14 protein-coding genes are annotated in these 18,000 nt (G+C 68.8%); 1 reads left to right on the top strand and 13 read right to left on the bottom strand.

The genetic code is table 11. The features are described 5' to 3' along the window. Positions 1-253 precede the first annotated feature (253 nt). The gene (locus tag AB5L97_RS06610) at positions 254-1,417 is read left to right on the top strand and encodes a hypothetical protein (protein WP_369046947.1); all 1,164 of its coding nucleotides are present in this window, start codon (positions 254-256) and stop codon (positions 1,415-1,417) included. Positions 1,418-1,662: 245 nt separating this feature from the next. Here AB5L97_RS06610 and AB5L97_RS06605 read toward each other — a convergent pair whose 3' ends face one another. From AB5L97_RS06605 to AB5L97_RS06545, 13 genes are all read right to left on the bottom strand, one after another. Continuing rightward, positions 1,663-2,988: an O-antigen ligase family protein gene (locus AB5L97_RS06605; protein ID WP_369046946.1), complete on the bottom strand. Its 1,326-nt coding sequence runs from the start codon at positions 2,986-2,988 to the stop codon at positions 1,663-1,665. Between the two features lie 2 nt (positions 2,989-2,990). Then, positions 2,991-3,671: a hypothetical protein gene (locus AB5L97_RS06600; protein WP_369046945.1), complete on the bottom strand. Its 681-nt coding sequence runs from the start codon at positions 3,669-3,671 to the stop codon at positions 2,991-2,993. Positions 3,672-3,678: 7 nt separating this feature from the next. Further along, complete coding sequence (locus AB5L97_RS06595; RefSeq protein WP_369046944.1) at positions 3,679-4,470, bottom strand: hypothetical protein; 792 nt, start codon at positions 4,468-4,470, stop codon at positions 3,679-3,681. After that, complete coding sequence (locus AB5L97_RS06590; RefSeq protein ID WP_369046943.1) at positions 4,467-5,408, bottom strand: glycosyltransferase; 942 nt, start codon at positions 5,406-5,408, stop codon at positions 4,467-4,469. The genes AB5L97_RS06595 and AB5L97_RS06590 overlap by 4 nt, the downstream gene beginning before the upstream one ends. Positions 5,409-5,680: 272 nt before the next feature. Then, positions 5,681-6,754: a glycosyltransferase family 2 protein gene (locus AB5L97_RS06585; RefSeq protein ID WP_369046942.1), complete on the bottom strand. Its 1,074-nt coding sequence runs from the start codon at positions 6,752-6,754 to the stop codon at positions 5,681-5,683. Next, on the bottom strand, positions 6,754-8,226 hold the full coding sequence (locus AB5L97_RS06580; protein ID WP_307957225.1) for an oligosaccharide flippase family protein: 1,473 nt from the start codon (positions 8,224-8,226) through the stop codon (positions 6,754-6,756). The genes AB5L97_RS06585 and AB5L97_RS06580 overlap by 1 nt, the downstream gene beginning before the upstream one ends. After that, the gene (locus AB5L97_RS06575; RefSeq protein WP_369046941.1) at positions 8,226-9,380 is read right to left on the bottom strand and encodes a DegT/DnrJ/EryC1/StrS family aminotransferase; all 1,155 of its coding nucleotides are present in this window, start codon (positions 9,378-9,380) and stop codon (positions 8,226-8,228) included. The genes AB5L97_RS06580 and AB5L97_RS06575 overlap by 1 nt, the downstream gene beginning before the upstream one ends. After that, the gene (locus AB5L97_RS06570) at positions 9,377-10,039 is read right to left on the bottom strand and encodes a NeuD/PglB/VioB family sugar acetyltransferase (RefSeq protein ID WP_369046940.1); all 663 of its coding nucleotides are present in this window, start codon (positions 10,037-10,039) and stop codon (positions 9,377-9,379) included. The genes AB5L97_RS06575 and AB5L97_RS06570 overlap by 4 nt, the downstream gene beginning before the upstream one ends. Continuing rightward, positions 10,032-11,186, bottom strand: a complete 1,155-nt coding sequence (locus tag AB5L97_RS06565; RefSeq protein ID WP_369047369.1) for a DegT/DnrJ/EryC1/StrS family aminotransferase — start codon at positions 11,184-11,186, stop codon at positions 10,032-10,034. The genes AB5L97_RS06570 and AB5L97_RS06565 overlap by 8 nt, the downstream gene beginning before the upstream one ends. An 80-nt stretch (positions 11,187-11,266) precedes the next feature. Next, positions 11,267-12,262, bottom strand: coding sequence for an NAD-dependent epimerase/dehydratase family protein (locus AB5L97_RS06560; protein WP_369046939.1), 996 nt, complete (start codon positions 12,260-12,262; stop codon positions 11,267-11,269). After that, on the bottom strand, positions 12,259-13,413 hold the full coding sequence (locus AB5L97_RS06555; protein WP_369046938.1) for a Gfo/Idh/MocA family protein: 1,155 nt from the start codon (positions 13,411-13,413) through the stop codon (positions 12,259-12,261). Before AB5L97_RS06555 ends, AB5L97_RS06560 begins: the two co-directional genes overlap by 4 nt. Before the next feature lie 48 nt (positions 13,414-13,461). Continuing rightward, positions 13,462-14,970, bottom strand: coding sequence for a sugar transferase (locus AB5L97_RS06550; RefSeq protein ID WP_369046937.1), 1,509 nt, complete (start codon positions 14,968-14,970; stop codon positions 13,462-13,464). A gap of 284 nt (positions 14,971-15,254) precedes the next feature. Further along, positions 15,255-17,987, bottom strand: coding sequence for a helix-turn-helix transcriptional regulator (locus tag AB5L97_RS06545; RefSeq protein WP_369046936.1), 2,733 nt, complete (start codon positions 17,985-17,987; stop codon positions 15,255-15,257). Positions 17,988-18,000 lie beyond the last annotated feature (13 nt).

The following is an 18,000-nucleotide window of genomic DNA, read 5'->3' as shown; positions in this document are numbered from 1 at the left end:
TGGTCCGGAGTCGCCCTCGTCGGCGTCGCCGCCTCCAACGGCGCCGCAGGTCCTCCCGACCGACACCTTGCCCACCGTGCAGCCATCGTCTTCCTCCGCCGACGACGGTGAACCGTCCACGACGGGACCGCTCACCGTTGATCTGTCTCACAAGCTCCAGCCTCTGACTGGACTCGGGGTCGACGCGAACGTCCACAGTTGGAAAGGCGGGCAGCTCAAAGCAGCGATCGACCGGTACACAGCACTCGGACCTATGGTCTGGCGAGTCATCATCGAGAAGGCCGACTGGGAGCCGACCGAAATCGGCCCTGCCGACGTGATCGATGACAGCTACTACCGCCGGATCTACGAGACGCCGAAGATGAGAGACCTCTGGGACACCATTGCCTATATCGAGTCCTCCAAGGGCCAGACGGTTTCGCTGAGTGTCATGGGGGCCGTCTCGCCGTGGATGGGTGGAACACAGGTCCTCCCCGAGAAGGAGGACTTCTGGGTGCGCATGATTGCATCGCTCCTCGACTACGGGAGGAGGCAGAGAGGGCTCACGCTCTCCCTAGTGAGCCCGCTCAACGAGCCCGATACCAACGGAATCGAAGGCCCCAACGTGGGGCCTTCCCAGATGACGGAGCTCTTGGGGAAGCTCGGACGCCGACTCGATGCCCTCGGAATGGGAGACGTCCGGTTCGTGGTCCCGGACACGTCCAGCGCTCAAGGCGCGCGGGACGATTATGTCCCCGCGCTCGTTGCAGACACGTACGTCTCAGGCAAGATTGCGCGCATCGGCATCCATACGTATTCCGGCGATGCGGCATCTGTCCCGGACGCCGTGTCGAAAGGCGCCGCCGCAGGTGCAGGCGTATGGGCCACTGAGTTCAACGCGTGGTGCGACGGCTGCGACTCGGGTGCCGCGCCGGCCGACACCTGGGACCAAGCCTTCGGCATGGCCCGCATGCTGCTGAGCCTCGTCGGCCAGGGCGTCAACGGGGCGCAGATGTACGACGCCTGGGACGGCTACTATGAGCACCACGGAGCGATGGGGTACTGGGGTGCGCTGAAGTATGATCCCGGTTCGGGCACCTATTCCCCCCGAAGCGCCTTCTCGGTCCTCTCTCTGTTCATCAGGGCACTACCATCAGGCACGGTGCATGTGGGCGCGAGTGGAGCACCCGCACTCGAAGTCCAAGCATTCCTGGACGAACCGAGCGGACAGGTCAACATCGTGGGAGCAAACCCCACCCGGTCGGCGCAGCGATTCGTTGTGACGGCGGGTGGCGCACAGCTGCACGGCGCCGAGCTGGCCCTTCTCGGCCCGGACTCCGCCGTGGCACATGCGGCCATCCCGTCCGTGCGAGGCGGGGGCCTGGCCATTTCGGTTCCGGCTAACGACATCTTCTGGCTGAAGGCATCCCTTCCCTGAGATCCCGAACCCCCATCAGTCCGCATCAGATCCCAGGAGTGCAAGCTGGTCCTCCAGCACGGGCGACGGCACATCGAGGTCGTGTGCGTATAGGCGGATTCGTGGACCCGATCGGAAACGGCATACCTTCAAAGAGGCGCCGTATTAAGCGGCCGCGCATCGAGCACCCGTGACCCGCGCCCGGCGAGCCGTGCCAGGAGAGCCCAACCCTCCAGGATGGGTGACGATCACGTCAATGAGCCAAGTCATGGCATCTCTTCCGCAGGGTGGGCGGCTGCCTTAGAGCCGCCCACCGCATGCCACGCTCGGCCAGCCCGTGAAATGCGGCGATAGGCCCCCGCCGCCCCCAGGACGAGGAAGAGGAATCCAGAGGACAATGGAAAGGCGAGTCCGTCAAAGAAAGTCAAAGTCACCGCGCCCGCCGAAACGCTGGCAACAACCCCCGCCCCAATCTGCTCCGTGAGGCGATCGGGGGAGAACCTCCGCGCCCGCCACGGCGTCACAATTCCTGCGATGATCAAGGCCAGCACGGCTGCAAGGCCGAAGAGGCCCAGCTCCACGACGACGCCGATGTACTGGTTGTCCAAGTACACATAGCTCGGCATCAAGGTGCCGAACCCACGCCCGAAGAGTGGAAGCCGCTGGACCATCCCGAACGCGACGTCATACCCATTGACACGCGATGCCACGCTTGAGTCGTCGGCTGCACCGCTGAACATCCCGACAATTGTTCCGGCCATCCCCGGGACCAGGAAATAGACGGCAGCGAAGAGGCCTGTTCCCACTCCGGCAACGATCACACGCTGCCTCGCCGTCCAGGACGCCGCGAGCACCGCAGTGGCAATGACCACGGCGATGAGCGCTGAGCGCGACACCGAGAGAATTGATGCGCTGGCGATGAGGACGGCGGGTCCCCAGCGCAGGACGGGACCGCGCTTTGTATCCGCTACAGCAAGCGCGACCGCGAGCGGCAGGGTGATGGAGAGAACCGCACCATACTCTAAGGGGTGCGTAGCCGTGCCTGCGGCGCGGACGAATCCCGCCCGCTGATCGACCCCACCGTAGTCACCGCTCATCCACGGGATGACCAGCCACGACAGGAGCGATCTCTTCGTCCCAAACTGCAGAAGGCCCAAGAGCGCCATCAGGCCACCCGCCAACGCGACGCGCCGAACCAACACGACAATGTGCTCCCACGTACGCAGACCATCATGGGCAACGAGGAAGAGGCCACACCACGCAAGGACCCTGAGCAGCCCGTTGTCCGCAGGGCTCACCTCCGCCTCCGGGAGGCCCCTGAACATCGCGCCGATGTAGCTTGCAAGAACAACACCGACGAAAGGCAGGAGCATCCAACGCACCGGTTGCAGCTCGATGTGGCCGGCAAACGGCCGCTGAAGCTGATGGGCGAGCCACCATGCGAACATGAGCAGGCATACGAGGACGCTGGGCCTGCCGACTGACCCGATCACGGTGAACGACAGATAGGAGGGCACGGCGCACGCAAGGAGGAACAGGGTGAGCATGCTCACCGCATCGAGGTGCTGACGCAGTGCTGCGAAACCGCGCATGTTCATCGCCTCGCGCCCGTGAGGTTGGAGGTCGAGGGGATCGGTGATCTCGCGAGCCGGCGAATGGCCGCCCACCGCGCACACCGGTCGACGGACACAGCGCCCAGAACAGAGAGAAATGCCCCCAGCCCCATCAGGCCCGAGGCACCCCGCGCCCGCGTGGACGGCCTCACTCCGCCATCGACCACTTCGACCGCACTCAATGAGGTTGTCACCCGCGACGCGGGGGGGATCTGGAGTCTCGTCTGGAGATCAGCCGAGGCCTCGACGATCTGGCCCGTGAGCTGGCGCACCTGGCTCTCGGCGTCCTGCGGCGTAGCATCGACGGCCTCAACGCTGAGTACAGGCTGGTTGTACCACTTGGACCATTGGCCTCCTGCATTGGGAAGCAGAACCGCGAAGCCCTTCCTGACTCCTGCGCCGACGAGCGAGCCCCCGAAGGATTCACGGTCTGCGGCGCTTCCCGTGTCTGACGGCAAGGCCAGGCGCACCATGGCGGCGAAGTTGACGAGGGTGGGGATCTTGGAGTCATCCGACTGGGAGACGGGCCCTTGACCCGGCGGAAGGAACGTCACAGTGACACGCGCCGAGTAGACGTGCTGTCCTGGTGAGAGCACCAGCCACCCCACGGTCGTCAGCATGAGGCCAACGAGCGCTACGTACCAGCGGCGCCTGAGAGACATGAGAACGTCAGCGCTGGACACCGAATGCCCGCCGATCTCGCCTCCGCGGGGCAGTATTGGGTTCCAGGCCCCGCATCTCCTCCTCGATCCGGGCCTCGCCCGCCGGCACAGGAACGAGCACAAGGGCGTCGGTCGAGAGGGGTACCGTCCCACCCGTGCCCGCGCCGGTCGGTTCGATGCGCGCCCGTGCGGACCGACGTCGTGCATACCGCAACAGCAGACTGTCAAGCATCGCGATGAGGAGCACAAGCGCAAGGAGACTCCCCACGCCCGCAGCGGCTACGGCTTGGATCCGTGTTTTCGAATCGATCACCGGAGCCGGCGGCGGCGCGACTCTCACTGAGGAGATACGGGACTGTGCAGGGACCCTGAGCTCGTCCTGCATCGAGGCGAGCTCGGACGGAACGTCAGCGAGGATGGCCTGGACCAAATCGGCACTTTCGTTCGCCGACCTGCTCTTGACCGCAACAACAAGGATGGAGCTGCCTGAGGTGATGTCGGCTGCTGCAACATAGGACGCCATCGGATGTCCTTGGGTGAGGCGCTCAACCGCATCAGGTGCCGAAAGCCTGCGAGTAAGCACGTCCATCGCCTGCCCGAGCCCGTTGAGGTACAAGTACGGGTTCCCGCCGGGACCTACCGCCTCGGAGGAGGGAAGGAGGACCACGGATCCGGAGGTCTTGTAGTCCGCAGGGACCACGCCGTAGAGGTAGGCGCACAAACCTGCCACACCCAGAAGCCCTGCAATGACCGCATACCATCTGCGCAGCAGAGCCCTTAGAACGGTTCTCAGCCTCACGGTTCTCCCACCCTTCCGAGGGGCCTCCGCAGAGCGCCCCCGTCGTGGCGAGCGGCTTGCGTGATGCCCATGACGCATGCGAAATCGCGTGCTCTGGCATCCCAGCTGTGTCTGGCCGCAAGCTCACGCCGACGACGGTCGGTTGCGGCACTCCTGCCGGCCGACGCCACGCTCCGGACGGCGGATGAGAAACTCTGCGGGTCATCGGCGAAGGTGATGTCCTCGGAGCCAATCCACTCGACACCGGGCAGCGACGTCGAGACGACGGGCAGACCCGCTGCGAGGTACTCGAGCGTCTTGAGCGGGAAGCTGCCGATGTTGAAGCGAGAGTGGTTGTAGGGCACCAGGCCGACATCGGCACACGCTAGGTAGCCTGGCAGAGAATCGAACGCCTGCTCTCCGACCCATTGAACGCTCGGATGCGCGAGGAGGGCGTCGAACCGCGCAAAGTCGGCGCGGAAGTGCCGCGGCCCGACCAGAAGCAGGCCGACACCATCGTGCACGAGGCGTTCGAGAAGCGTCACGTCGATCCGGTCTCCTAGGTGACCCATGAACACTGCGAGCGGACGACGTCGGATGACGTCCCGGGCCGGAGCGCAATCCGCGGCAGCAGCGAAGTGATCTGCGTCGCATCCGAAGGGGATCGTCCGGGGCCGGGCGCCCTTGGCTTCATGCTCACCCGCAACATGCGGGTTCGCGGCGATCACGATGTCGGCGGCCCGTGCAAGGCTCGCATCTGCGCGCGCGTACGCTTCAGCGCTGCCGCCTATCAGGGCAGCGATGCCGGCGAAATCGTCCTGGGCCCAGTAGACCCTGAGCTCCTCGCCGATCCGCCCCGAGATGGGACTGAGGACATTCGCTTCAAGGGACGCGACGACCCTGGCCCCGAGGCCGGCGACGACGCGGCGAACCTGGTGCGCAGACCATACTGCATTCACGTCCCTTATCCTCGGCCTCGACACCCCGAGCATGCCCTCCGGTGTGAAGCGCAGGAGGGTGGGGCTGAGCCATCGAACTCGCTCTCGGCGGGCGATCGCGCGCCAGCCCCCGGATCGGACCCTCACGGCCGGTGATTCCGGCGGATCAACGTACATGACCGGCACCAGCTTTGAGAGTCCGACCGCCAACTGCTGGTCAGCCAAGCGGATGCCGTCCCAACGATTTGCAGCAGACAGGACCACGAGATCACCGCCGGCCGCCCGCTGCGAGATCACGAGGACCACACTCCTGTACGCCGCCAGCGCTCATACTGAACGTGGTACTTCACTCGGCGTCCTGCGCGGGATGCGAGGGAGAGCACGCGGCCAGCTGGGCCGAGACCGGTGCGCCTCTTCTCCTTCCGGAGGACCTCCCACGCGGGAAGGACGCTCAGATCGACTCCCTGATCGGCCGCGAGCGAGCAGAAGCGCCCAGCGACGATGCCATGTCCCCGACCGTGATCGTACTCCCGCGCGGCCCGGAGGAGGGCCTCGGACGCGATCGCTCGGCGCGAAGCCGCGTAGAGTTCCGCCGCCCGGGACGTTCCGGGATTCCGTGGCGCATACAGGAACTCGAACATGGAAGACCGCTCCATGAGGTCCTGGACATCATCAGACTCGAAATGCATATTCTGGCCGTGGATCCTGTAGTAGCCCTGATGCCGTCCGTTCACCCTGGCCACGTCAGAGACGGATGCGGCGCGCAGCCAGAAGTGGAGGTCGGCCGTATGCGGCAGCAATCGTTCGTATCCTCCGATCGCCTCGATCACGGCCCGTCTCACGACAGCCTCGGGGTTGCTGATGACGTTGACGCCCCCGGCGCATACCCGCCATGTCCACTCGTGCCCGGCCCAGACCGACCACGTGACAGGGCCGCGCCCGCTCATCCGGGGCGGTTCCCGTTCGAAGGACGGGGCATGGCCGTACACGAGGCCCACCCCGGGGAATCTCTCGAACACGGCACCTGCGCGGGCCAATGATCCGGGTGCGAGCAGATCGTCAGCGGAGAGGAGCGCGACATAGTCACCGGTGCAGCGTGCCAATCCGTCGTTGTAGGTGGCGATGTGGCCCATATTGACTTCATGGACCACCGCCGTCACCTGTCGCCGGTGTCGTGCCAGGGAGCGAGCCACCTCTCCGCTTCCATCCGAGGATGCGTCGTCCACAACGATGACTTCTACGTCTACTCCGGGTTGACCGAGCACGCTGTCGACGGCCATCGGCAAGAATGCGCCGTAGTTGTAGCAGGGTATGACCACGGAGACGACGGGTCGGCCGTTCAGCGGACGCGCTCTCAGTTTCTGCATCAGGCTTCCTCTCGAAGGGCGGAGCGCCCGGGACGCAGCGCGGGAAGGTACACCGCCCACTCGCGGCGGAGGCCGCCGGCGTAGACCAGAGCAGCGGCTGCACCGCCCACGAACAGCCTCGACGCGTCGGTAGGCATCGGAATCGCGAGGGCTGTCCCGATCGCTGCGGCGGCAACAGTGGCGACCATCGGGCGGATGGCAAGCTTCCACAGGCCTGCGAGCACCCGGGGCAAGGCCCTCGTCAGCAGTCCCACTTGAAGCGGGAGGACAACGCCCAGCAGAACCGCCACGTGTGCCCACGCGACTCCCGTGAGACCAACGAGCTGCAGCCCGACGGCCATCGCGAGGCCCAGTACCACCAGCCACACCCCTTGGACCAGCAGGACGGTCCCTGTCTTCCCCAGGGCGACGAGAAGGTTCGACATCATGAGCTCGACAAGCATGGGGATCCCATAGAGAGCGAGGATGCCGACAACGGCTGCGGCAGGAGCCCAGGAAGTGCCGTAGAGGACTGAGATGATCTCATGTGAGAAGGCCATGGTGAGGCCACACACCGGCGCCCCCATGAGAAACACCGCGTGAAGCCACTTCCCAACGCTTGAACGTATCCCGGCCGGGTCCCCCGCGTGCTCGGAGAACGCGGGCATCGCCACTGAGTTGAGCACCGAGGACAGCACGGAGACGGACAGCGACGAGACGGTGAAGGCGACCGAGTAGATCCCCAGCTGAGCGGGCCCGAGGCTGTGTCCAACCAAGGCGAAATCGGCGTTCAGCAGCACGTAGCCGATGAGATTCGCTCCTGCCAAGGGGATTCCAATCCTCAGGACTTCAGCGAAGGCGACACGGTCGAATCTCGGCCAGAACCATCTCCTCGCGAAGATGGCCATCGCTGTCGCCGAGACCAGGCCGCCGACGACTTTCGACCATGCGAAGGCCATCGCCCCGGCGCCGCCCGACGCGAGGAAGAGCAGGAGCGCGCTGGACGGAACGAAGGCCAGAGCACTCGCGAGGAACAGCGACCCTTGCTTGAATCCACGAGCGAGCAATGAACCAGGCACCGCTGAGAATCCGGAAAGCGCAACGCCCAGCGCGAGCACCCGGATGGGCTCGGCGGCCTCGGAACTCCCCAGAACGATCCCGATGGGTTCGGCGGCGGAGGCCATGACCACGGCGAGGAGGACAGCCCAAACCCACGCGATCGCCACGACGGTCGGCGCAAGTCGGCCGAGGTCTAGATCCCGGCGGATGAGGGTGGACGCGACGCCGAGCTCGCAGATCGCCGTTGCGATCGTGCCGGCGACAAGCGCGGCGGTGAAGACACCGAAGTCATGGGGTGAGACGAGCCGGACTACGACCACGGTGACCGCAATGTTGGAGGCCTTCATGACGATGGTGTTCAACCCGCTCCACACGGCTCCGGAACCAACGCTGACGCTCGTCCTCCGCTGCTTCCACCTCACCCTCCTCCCCATCACCCCACCGCCCCCTGCAGCGCGTCCGCGACCCGCGCCACCTGCTCCGGCGTGATGTGCGGGAACATCGGCAGCGAAAGGATCTGCCCGGCGGCGGCCTCGGCTACCGGGAAATTGCCGGCCCGGTAGCCGAGGAATCGGAAGGCTGGGGTGAGGTGAACGGGCGTCGGATAGTGGATGCCCGAACCGATCCCTGCGGCGGCGAGCGCCGCCTGCACCCGCTCGCGCCGCCCCGGCCCGAGGATCCTCACCACGTACAGGTGCCACACGTCCTCGTTGCCGTCCAGAGAACGCGGCACCACTAGGCCGGGCACCCCTTCGAGAAGCGAGCCGTAGAGCGAAGCCGCCGCGCGGCGGCGTGCGTTCCAGACCTCCAGGCGCCGAAGCTTGGCGCGCAGCACCACGGCCTGCACGGCGTCGAGCCGCGAGTTCCACCCGGCAACCTCGTGGACGTACTTGACCCGGCTCCCATGCGCCGCGAGAAGGCGCACGTGGTCGGCGAGCGAGCAGTCGTCAGTGGTGACAGCGCCAGCGTCGCCCGCGGCGCCGAGATTCTTGCCCGGGTAGAAGCTCGTCGCGGCGATATCGCCGAGGGACCCCGCGGCACGGCCGTACCGGCGCGCGCCCTGCGCCTGGGCGGCGTCCTCGACCACGGCTACCCCGGCGTCGAGCGCGATCGGCACCAGTTCCTCCACGGGCGCAGTCTGGCCATATAGGTGGACCGGGACGATGGCCTGCGTCTTAGGACCCACCGCCCGGCCCACCAAGCTCGTGTCGATGAGGAGGGACTCGGGGTCGACGTCGACCAGCACCGGACGCGCCCCGGCCCGAACTACCGCCTCGGCCGTGGCAACGAAGGTGTTCGCAGGCAGGATCACCTCGCCGCCCGGTCCGACGCCGACGGCGCGCAACGCGAGCTCGAGCGCGTCCGTCCCGTTCGCGACCCCGACGCACGAGCGGGTGCCGACGAATTCGGCGTACTCCGCCTCGAATGCCGCGACGTGCGGCCCGCCGATGAAGTCGCCCGTCTCGAGGGCCCGCAGCACCTCGGGGACAACGTCCGCGCTGATCTCCGCCTGCTGCGCCGCGAGGTCCACGAACGGCACCGGCAGCGGGGGCGCCTGCAGGCGGTTGGCCTGTACCTCCGCAGTCATGACTCCTCCTCGGGGGCGTCGTCCGGGCTCTGGGACATCCGCCGGGCGGGGACGCCAACCCACGTCTGGCCGTCGGGAATGTCGGAGATCACGGCCGCGCCCATCCCGATCACCGCGCGCGCTCCGACGCGGGTGCGCTGCCGGACGCTGCTGTTCATCCCGAGATAGGCCGCCCGGCCGACGACGACGGACCCCCCGAGCGCTGCACCCGCAGCGAACGTCGCGTAGTCGTCCACAAAGTCTCCGTGCGTGAGCACCGCGCCCGGCATCACGACGACGTGCCGCCCCACGGTCACTGCGGCCGTCAGGACGACGTTCGCCAGCAGGATGCTCCCCTCCCCCACGCTGCACCCCTCGGGCACCTGGACGCTCGGATGCATGATGGTGGCGTACCTGCCGGGAGGGAAACCCATCGCCCCGAGCCTGCGCACGATGTCCGCGCGCACCACTCCGCTTCCCACGCACACGACGACGCGGGCGCCCGGGTGCCTGCGCACCTCGGCGAGGGGGCCAAGGACATGTGCGCCGTCCAGGACGCTGCCCGTGCGGAGCGGATCGTCGTCGAGGATGCCGAGGACGTCGAAGTCGTCGCTCGCGCGGACGAGGGCCATCACTTCGCGGGCCAGACCGCTCGCGGCGACGAGGAGCAGCTCAGCCATGTCTGGCCCCTGAGCGCGCACTGGACGAGCCAACGGCAGCCGACGCCCGGTGGATGGCCGCGGCGACGCGCTGCACCCCATCGAGGCCCAGCTCGTGGTACAGCGGCAAGATGATCGTGCTCCGGGTGAGCCGCTCGGTGACGGGCAGAGGGACGCGCGCCGTCCCGACGAACGCCGGCTCGAGGTGCGCGGCCATGATCCCGGGCCGCGCCGAGATGCCCTCCGCGGCGAGCGCATCGAGCAGCCGGTCCCGGTCCAGGTAGAACTCGTCGCCGATCTCGGCCCACAGGGACTGGTAGTTCGTGGTCCCGTCGAGAGGGTCTTCGACGAGGCGAAAGCCGGGGAGGTCGTCGAGCGCGGCGCGGTAGGCCGCGGCCAGCTCGCGACGCCGCGCCACCATCTCGGGCAGGCGCCCCAGCTGGACGAGACCGATCGCTGCCTGCACATCCGTCATCCGGTAGTTGAATCCGAGCTCGAGGTACTGCTCGGCGGGGGCCCGCACGGCCTCGTGCCGTTCGGCCGCGGAGACGCTCGCCGAGTGCTGCCGAAGACGTCGTGCCCGCTCGACCCACTCGGCGTTGGAGGTCGTGAGCATTCCGCCCTCGCCCGTGGTCAGGAGCTTGCGCGGGTGGAACGACCACGCCGCGATATCGGCACCCGCCCCGACGGGTCGCCCGCGGTAGGTCGACCCGGCGGCGCAGGCCGCGTCCTCGACGAGTGGGATCCCCCGGGAGCGGCACACCGCCAGCAGGGGTGCGAGGTCGGCTGGCAGGCCGCCCTGATCGACGACGACGACGGCCGCGGTCCGTGGGCCCAGCACCTCGGACACGGTCTCGGCGGTGACGTTCCCCGTCACGGGGTCGACATCCGCGAAGACCGGGTCCGCGCCCACGTACCGCGGCGCATTCGCCGTCGCGATGAAGGACAGCGACGGCACGACAACCTCCTGCCCTGCTCGCACCCCGGCGACGAGCAGGGCAAGATGGAGCGCCGTCGTGCAGCTCGACGTCGCGACGGCATGCCGCACACCCTGGGACGCGGCGAACGCGTCCTCGAATTTCGCCACCTGGGGCCCCTGCGCGAGCCACCCGGAAGCGATCACGTCGGCGACCGCGCGGGCCTCCTCCGCCCCCACCCACGGCTTCATGACGTTGATGCGCCCGCCGTTTTCGGAGGGACGGCCGCCCGTCTCCGTGCTGGGCTCCACGCTGGGCTCCACCTGCTGGTTCATGACGCCGCCACCACCCGAGCGGCCGCGATCTGCTCGCGCAGCGGCGACCACCACGACACCAGGCGGCGGAGCCCCAGCCCGAGCGGCATCTCCGCGCGGAAGCCGAGATCCCGCGCCGCGGCCGTCGTGTCGGCGAGCCGACGGGCCACGGCGTTGACGGTCCGCTCGGGACCGAACTCGACCGAGAGCTTCGAGTCCATGGCCTCCAGGAGTGCTACGGCGAGCGCGAGGAGGCTCGTCTCCGAACCGCTGGCAACGTTGTACACGCCCTCCCGCACCGAGGATTCGGCCGCGAGGATGTTCGCCCGCGCGACGTCGGCGGTGTAGACGAAGTCCATCGTCTGCTCGCCGTTGCCATAGACGAGCGGTGGGCGCCCGTCCGCGATGCGCTCCATCCAGCGGACGAGCACCTCGGTGTAGAGCCCGTGGACGTCCATCCGTGGCCCGTACACGTTGAAGTACCTCAGGGCCACGTAGTCGAGCCCGTGCATCGCGCGGAAGCTGCGCGCCATCCCCTCATTGAAGCTCTTTGCCGCGCCGTAGAACGTGTCGTTGTTGTGGTGGTGGTGGCGCTCCGCCGTGGGGAAGTCATCCGCTGCCCCGTACACCGACGCACTCGAAGCGAGGACCACCTTGTCCACCCCGTGCTGCGCTGCCGCTTCGAGGACGGAGAACGTCCCGTCGACGAGCACTTCGAGCGCGAGCCGAGGTTGCTCGGCACACTGGGTGATGCGGATCGCGGCCTCGTGGAACACGAGGTCCTTGCCTACCGTCGCATCGTGGACCACGTCGCGGTTGCGGAGGTCGCCGTCGATGAGGCGCACCCGACCCGTCGCGAGCGCATGGTCGAGGTTCGCGAGCCGACCCCGCGTGAGATTGTCCAGAACGTCCACGTGGTCGACGCCGGCGTCGAGCAGCTGGTCGACGACCGTCGATCCGATGGTCCCTGCCCCGCCCGTCACGAGGGCGCACGCCCCTGCCAGCACGCTCACGCCTCGGCCCCCCTGCTCATCCCGATCTCCCCTGCGGTTTCCTGTCCATACCCGCCTGTCGCGATCGCGACGGGCGGCTCGGCGACTGCGGCCTGGGCGCCTCCGAGCTGGAGGCTCCGCGTCGTCGCGTCGAGGACCCCGAGCACGCGGAGCGCCGACGCTCCGCTCGTTACCGACGGGCGGGCGTCCCGGATGGCCGTCGCGAACTCGGCCACCATGCTGCCCAGTGCCTCCCGTTCGGGAAGGGCGGGCGACCATGTGTCGCCGAGGCGGTACGAGATCGCGACGTCCCGGCGGTCCAGGGCGCGCCGTGCGCCGCGGGGAGGCAGCTGGACGCCTCGGTCGTACACACTGAGCCGCTGCTGCGGGTTGAGGTCATCCCAGACGAGAGTCCGCTTGGTCCCTCCCACCACCATCTGGCGGATCTTGGTCGGGCTGAGCCAGTTGACGTGGATGTGGGCCATGCCTCCCAGCGGAAGGTCGAAGGACAAATGGCCGACGCAATCCCGGCCGGTGCCGAGGGGATCCGCGCCGTGGGCGGAGATCGTTTCCGGGGCGAGCCCCTCGGGGAGGATGTAGTCCAGGATGGCCAGATCATGGGGCGCGAGATCCCAGAAGACGTCGACGTCCGGCTGGACGAGGCCGAGGTTGATGCGCACGGAGTCGATGTAGAGGACCTCGCCGAGATCGCCGTCGTGGAGCACCTCGCGCATCTTCTGCACGGCCGGGGTGTAGCAGTATGTGTGGTCGGCCATGAGGACGAGCCCGCGCGACTCGGCGGCTGTCACCATGTCGACGCCCCTGTCCCAGTGGTCGGCGAGCGGCTTCTCGACAAGCACATGCTTGCCGGCGCCGAGCGCCGTGAGCGCGATCCCGTGGTGGGTACGTGCCGGAGTCGCGATCGCGACGGCGTCGATCTCGAAGGTGTCGAGCGCCTCGTCGAGCGAACCCACGGCCGGAACCCTGAACCGGGCCGCGAGCACCGCGGCCCGTTCGGTGTCGAGATCACAGATGGCCTTGAGGTCCCAGTCCGGGGCCGTGGCGAAGTTCCGGGCCAGATTCGGCCCCCAGTACCCGGCGCCGACAACGGCGACGCCGAGCGGCCGCGGGGTGCGGTCCTTGAGTTGGACGATGGAGTTCTGGGAATCCACCTGGTGGCCCTTCTTCCTTGGGTGCGTGACGAGTGGGCGGGCCCGGCGTCAGTAGGCGCCGGTGCTCGAGAAGACGGCGCGGAGCGTCCGCCAGAGGATCATGAGGTCACCCGTGATCGACCAGTTCTCCACGTAGTAGAGGTCCAGCCGGACGGCGTCGTCCCACGGGAGGTCGGAACGTCCGCTGATCTGCCAGAGTCCCGTGATGCCGGGCTTGATGAGCATCCGACGGCGCGTGTACCGCTCATACTCGCCGACCTCCTTCGCAAGTGGTGGCCTCGGTCCGACCAGGCTCATCTGGCCTTTGAGGACATTGATGAACTGCGGGAGTTCGTCGAGCGAGAAACGACGCATCCATCGTCCGCAGCGGGTGATGCGGGGATCGTCCTTGACCTTGAACAGGACGCCCGCACCCTCGTTCAGCGAGGCGAGGACGCTCAGCCCTGCCTCGGCGTCCCGCACCATCGAGCGGAACTTGAGCATGGCGAACGGCTCACCGCCCTTGCCGATCCGCTCCTGCCGGAAGAAGACGGGCCCGGGCGAGTCAAGCCGCACGATGAGCGCCAGCACGCCGAGGACCGGCGCGAGGACCACGAGCGCGGCCGCGGCGAGGACCAGGTCCATGGCCCGCTTGACCACATGCTTGGCACCTGAGTAGTGCGGGAGGTCGACTTCCATGAGGGGCAGCCCCTGAACGGGCCGCCAGTGGATGCGGGGACCCGCAACGTTGGTGAGGGACGACGCGAGGACGAGCTCGGCGTCATGCGCCTCGAGGTTCCAGCCGAGCTCGCGCAGGTACTGGCTGCCACCCGGGACCGGGCCGGCGATGATCACCGCACCGGCCCTCTTGAGCGCGACCGTCCGGACGACGTCGTCCGTCGAGCTCAGGACCGGCAGCCGCTCATCGTCCACCGCGAGGGACTGCCCACGTCGGCCGCCCGGGAGGATCGCACCGAGGACGTCGTACGGCGCGCCCTCGCTCGCGGCGATCCGGCGAACCACGTAGCGGACGTCCTCGGGCTCCCCCACCACGACGGCCGGCGTGAGGTACAGCCCCTCCTGCCGCCGCCGATTGAGCCAGCGGCGACTGGTCCAGCGCATGGCCAGGAGCCCCATGATTCCAGCGCCGAAGACCGCCACGAAGACGCGTGCCGGAAGCGAGCCGTCAAGGATCACGACGCCGATCGCGACCGCCGCGAACAGGTGCACGCTCGCAGCGACAAGCCGACGGTACTCCTCGACGCCGATCCCCAGGACCGAGTGGTCGCGGCTCCCGTAGACGCCCAGCGCGACCGGCCAGACGGCTGCCAGCACCGCCATCGAGGCGACGGATCGCGGGGTGCCGTCGATGAACGCGATCCCGCTCGCCGCGGCGGCGAGGACCACGAGGGCATCCGCGACGCGGAGGTAGCCTGCGTATCGCCGTGGCCACGCCTGCGCCCGCAGGGACCGGGCGATCCGGGTCTGGGACCGGCCATGCAGGTCGGACAAGACCCTCATGCCGCCGCGGAACGCGGCCGTGCGTGCTGCTGGATGCTGCTCGGCGCCAACGGACATGACACGCTCCTCGGCTTCCCCATGGCGGCCCGACCGAACCCGGGCCCTTCACCTCCACCAGTACAGCGCGAGCGCCCTGTGGGGGTCACCAGTAGTGGGTACCCGAGCTGGAGAAGGCTTCCCACGGGCGAACCCTTGGCGGGTACGCAGGCAGGCACCTTTCCCCTACGTGTCCCGATCCACGTACGTGCGCACCGAGGCAGGCGACTACTCGGGTCGCTGGTGGGGAGGTCGCCATGAAGCCCGCGGCAGGGCGGCGGAAAGGCCGCCGTAGCGGCGCCCGTTCAGCCGAGCACGGCGGCGCGTAGCTCCTCGCGGCTGCGGATGCCCAGCTTCGCGTAGCTGCGGTGGAGGTGGCCCTCAACGGTCCGCACGGACAGGTGGAGCCTGTCCGCGATCTGCCGGTCGCTCAGGCCATCGAGGGCAAGGTCGACGACGTCCTGCTCGCGGCGGCTCAGGCGCAGCGAGGCAAGGACGGCCTCCTCCCGCTCGCCCGCCTCTCCCGATCCGGGCAGGCCCTCACAGGTGCCCGCGGCGGCCGCGGCGCGACGCGCGGCGGCACGGTCCCCGGCGGAGTCGGAGCATGCGGCTGCCCGCGCGAAGGCGGCCCGGGCACGCCGGAGCATGCCGAGGCTGCGGAAGAGCTCTCCCGCAGCCAGGTAGCCTTCGGCCGCGCCACCAGATCCGGGGTTCGCGGCACCTGCGGGTCCATCAGGACCCTCGGCCGTCTGGGCGCTGGCCCAGGCAGCCCAGGCACGTGCCCAGGACCCCTCGGCCTCGGCGGCAAGCCCGGCGCCCCGCCCGTCGTCGTCCGAGGCCCCGAGTTCGAATCCGATGATGCGGGCCACGAGTTCCCAGCCCGGGCGAGAGGCCGCATGGTCCTCCTCGGCCATGGCCGCCAGGAGTGGAAGCCCGGTCCCGGCGTCGAGCATCTCGAGGGCGCCCGCACGGTGCATCGCAGCGAGGTGGCGCATCGCTGCGCTGCCCACGCCGGCTGTCTGCTCGGCGCGGGCCAGTCGGGCGCGTGCTACATCGGGGTGCGCAATCGCCGCTGCGGACCACGCAGCGAACGACCACGCGAGGCCCCGCAGCCGGAGCGGATCGAGGAGCTCGAGGTTCTGCACGACGTCGGCAAGGACGGCGTCGGCCTCCTCGGCCCGCCCCTGGCGCAGGAGGACATACGAGCGCGCGCAGTCCAGGCAAGGCCCGTACACCACGACCGGGCGCAGGTGTCCCCGCTCAGAGGAGCCAAGGACACCGTCGATGTCCTCCCAATCACCCGCCAGCACTGCCCCGGCCAGGTACCGCACCAATCCGTGCTCGGCGAGGGGGAAGTGCTCCTCGTCCATGACTCTGCCTGCTAGCACGACGCCCGCCGAGTGTGCGGCCTTCTCGTAACGCCCCGCCGCGAGCTGGACCTCCGAGTCGAGGAGGATCCAGAGGTACTTCTCGATCTCAGGCGCCGCAGAGGCACGGGCCGACCGTCCGTCCTCTTCAAGCGCGGCGGCGACCGCGCCGAAGTCAGCACGCTCCGCCGAGGCGAGCGCCCGCAGGAGCCGCGCGCGCCGCAGGACGGCCTCCTTGGCTCCTGGCCCGATCACCCGGGCGTCGCCATGCGAGACGTTCGCCGCCGCCTTCTCAAGCGCGACGGCGTCCTCCTCCACGCGCTCGAGGTCGCCGAGGGCGAGCCGCACCATGAACTTCACGAGGGAGCCAGCGAGCACATCGGCCGCATCGCTGGGATCTGCTGGGCCGCGGGCAACGGCGGCGAGCGCCGCTTCCGGGCTCCCGAGATTGAGGTGGGCTCGGGCGACGACGCCCCGGACGAGGGAGCGCTCAGCGTCGCCGTCGATCATGGCCGCCGCCCTGAGTCCGAGCTCGCTGTCGAAGCGGCGCACGGCCGTCGAGGCGCGGGCGAGCAGCTCGGCTGCGGGCAGCACCGTGCCGGTTCCGAGCGCCAGTTCGAGGAGCCTGAGTTCGTTGGCGGGCTGCCGGAGGTCGTCGCCGGCGGCCTCGGCACGCCGGTAGAGGTGGAGGCGGCGGGTCGCCGTCGTCATCCGGCGCACGGCATCGCCCTCGAGTCTCGACCGCACACGCAGCCCGTCCCCCGCCGTCTCGGTGAGCCAGCCGAGTTCCAGGAGGCGGTCGAGCACGTCGCGCATGATGAGGGCGCGTGCGGCTGCCCTGGGCAGCGGCTCAGTGAGCGCTACCAGCATGACCGCCTCGCGCTCCGCAGACGTGAGGGCCTCCATCCCGCTGCGCACATATTCCGCGAGGGCTTCGCCGCGGCTGCGGAAGGGTGCGGTCAGGAGCCAGAGGCCGTCCTGACGCACGAGCGTCTTCCCCTCGAGCGCCTCGTCCAGGAGGGAGACGAGGTGCAGCGGATTCCCGCCGGCGATGCTGTGCAGCACGCGGGCCGCGGTGGCGGACAGCCGGCCGCCGAGGCGTCCTTCCACGAGGCCTTTGGCTTCCGCAAGGCTCAGCGGCGGGAGCTCGATCCGTTCAGCGATCCCGTCATGCCACATCTCGAGCAGGTCGCCGGGGAGGCCGCTTCTCGCCGTCCCTGCAGCGAGGAGCCGTACCCACGACGACGCGACCGCCTCCGCGATGAGGCCTGCCGATCCGTCGTCGAGGTCCTGGGCGTCGTCGACGACCACGAGGATGGGCTGGCCGGTCTCCCCCGTCGTGCGGCGCAGCTCGGACCACAGGGCGCGCAGGACCCCGACGCGGTCCTGCACGTCGTCGACCGTGAGCTGAGGGAGGCGCGCCAGGAGGGCGGCGTACGGGATGTCGCGGAGACTGTGACCCGTCGAGAGGCGGAACGGCGTGACTTCGCCCGCGAGCTCCGCCAGGATCGCGTAGAGCAGATGCGACCGTCCTGATCCCAGCTCGCCGACGATGAACACCGCGGTCGGGCCCTCGCGGCGCAGCAGGTCCGCGGCCGCGGACGCGATCCCCTGACGTGTGGGCCCACCTGCGGCCGCAGTCTCCCGTCGGAGCTCCGCCTGCCCCGTCACCCCCGATCCCCCA

It is taken from the genome of Sinomonas sp. P10A9 (genome assembly GCF_041022165.1).
GTDB lineage: Bacteria > Actinomycetota > Actinomycetes > Actinomycetales > Micrococcaceae > Sinomonas > Sinomonas puerhi.
Note: the sequence above shows the minus strand (reverse complement) of the source record. Positions and strands in the feature narration are given on the sequence as shown.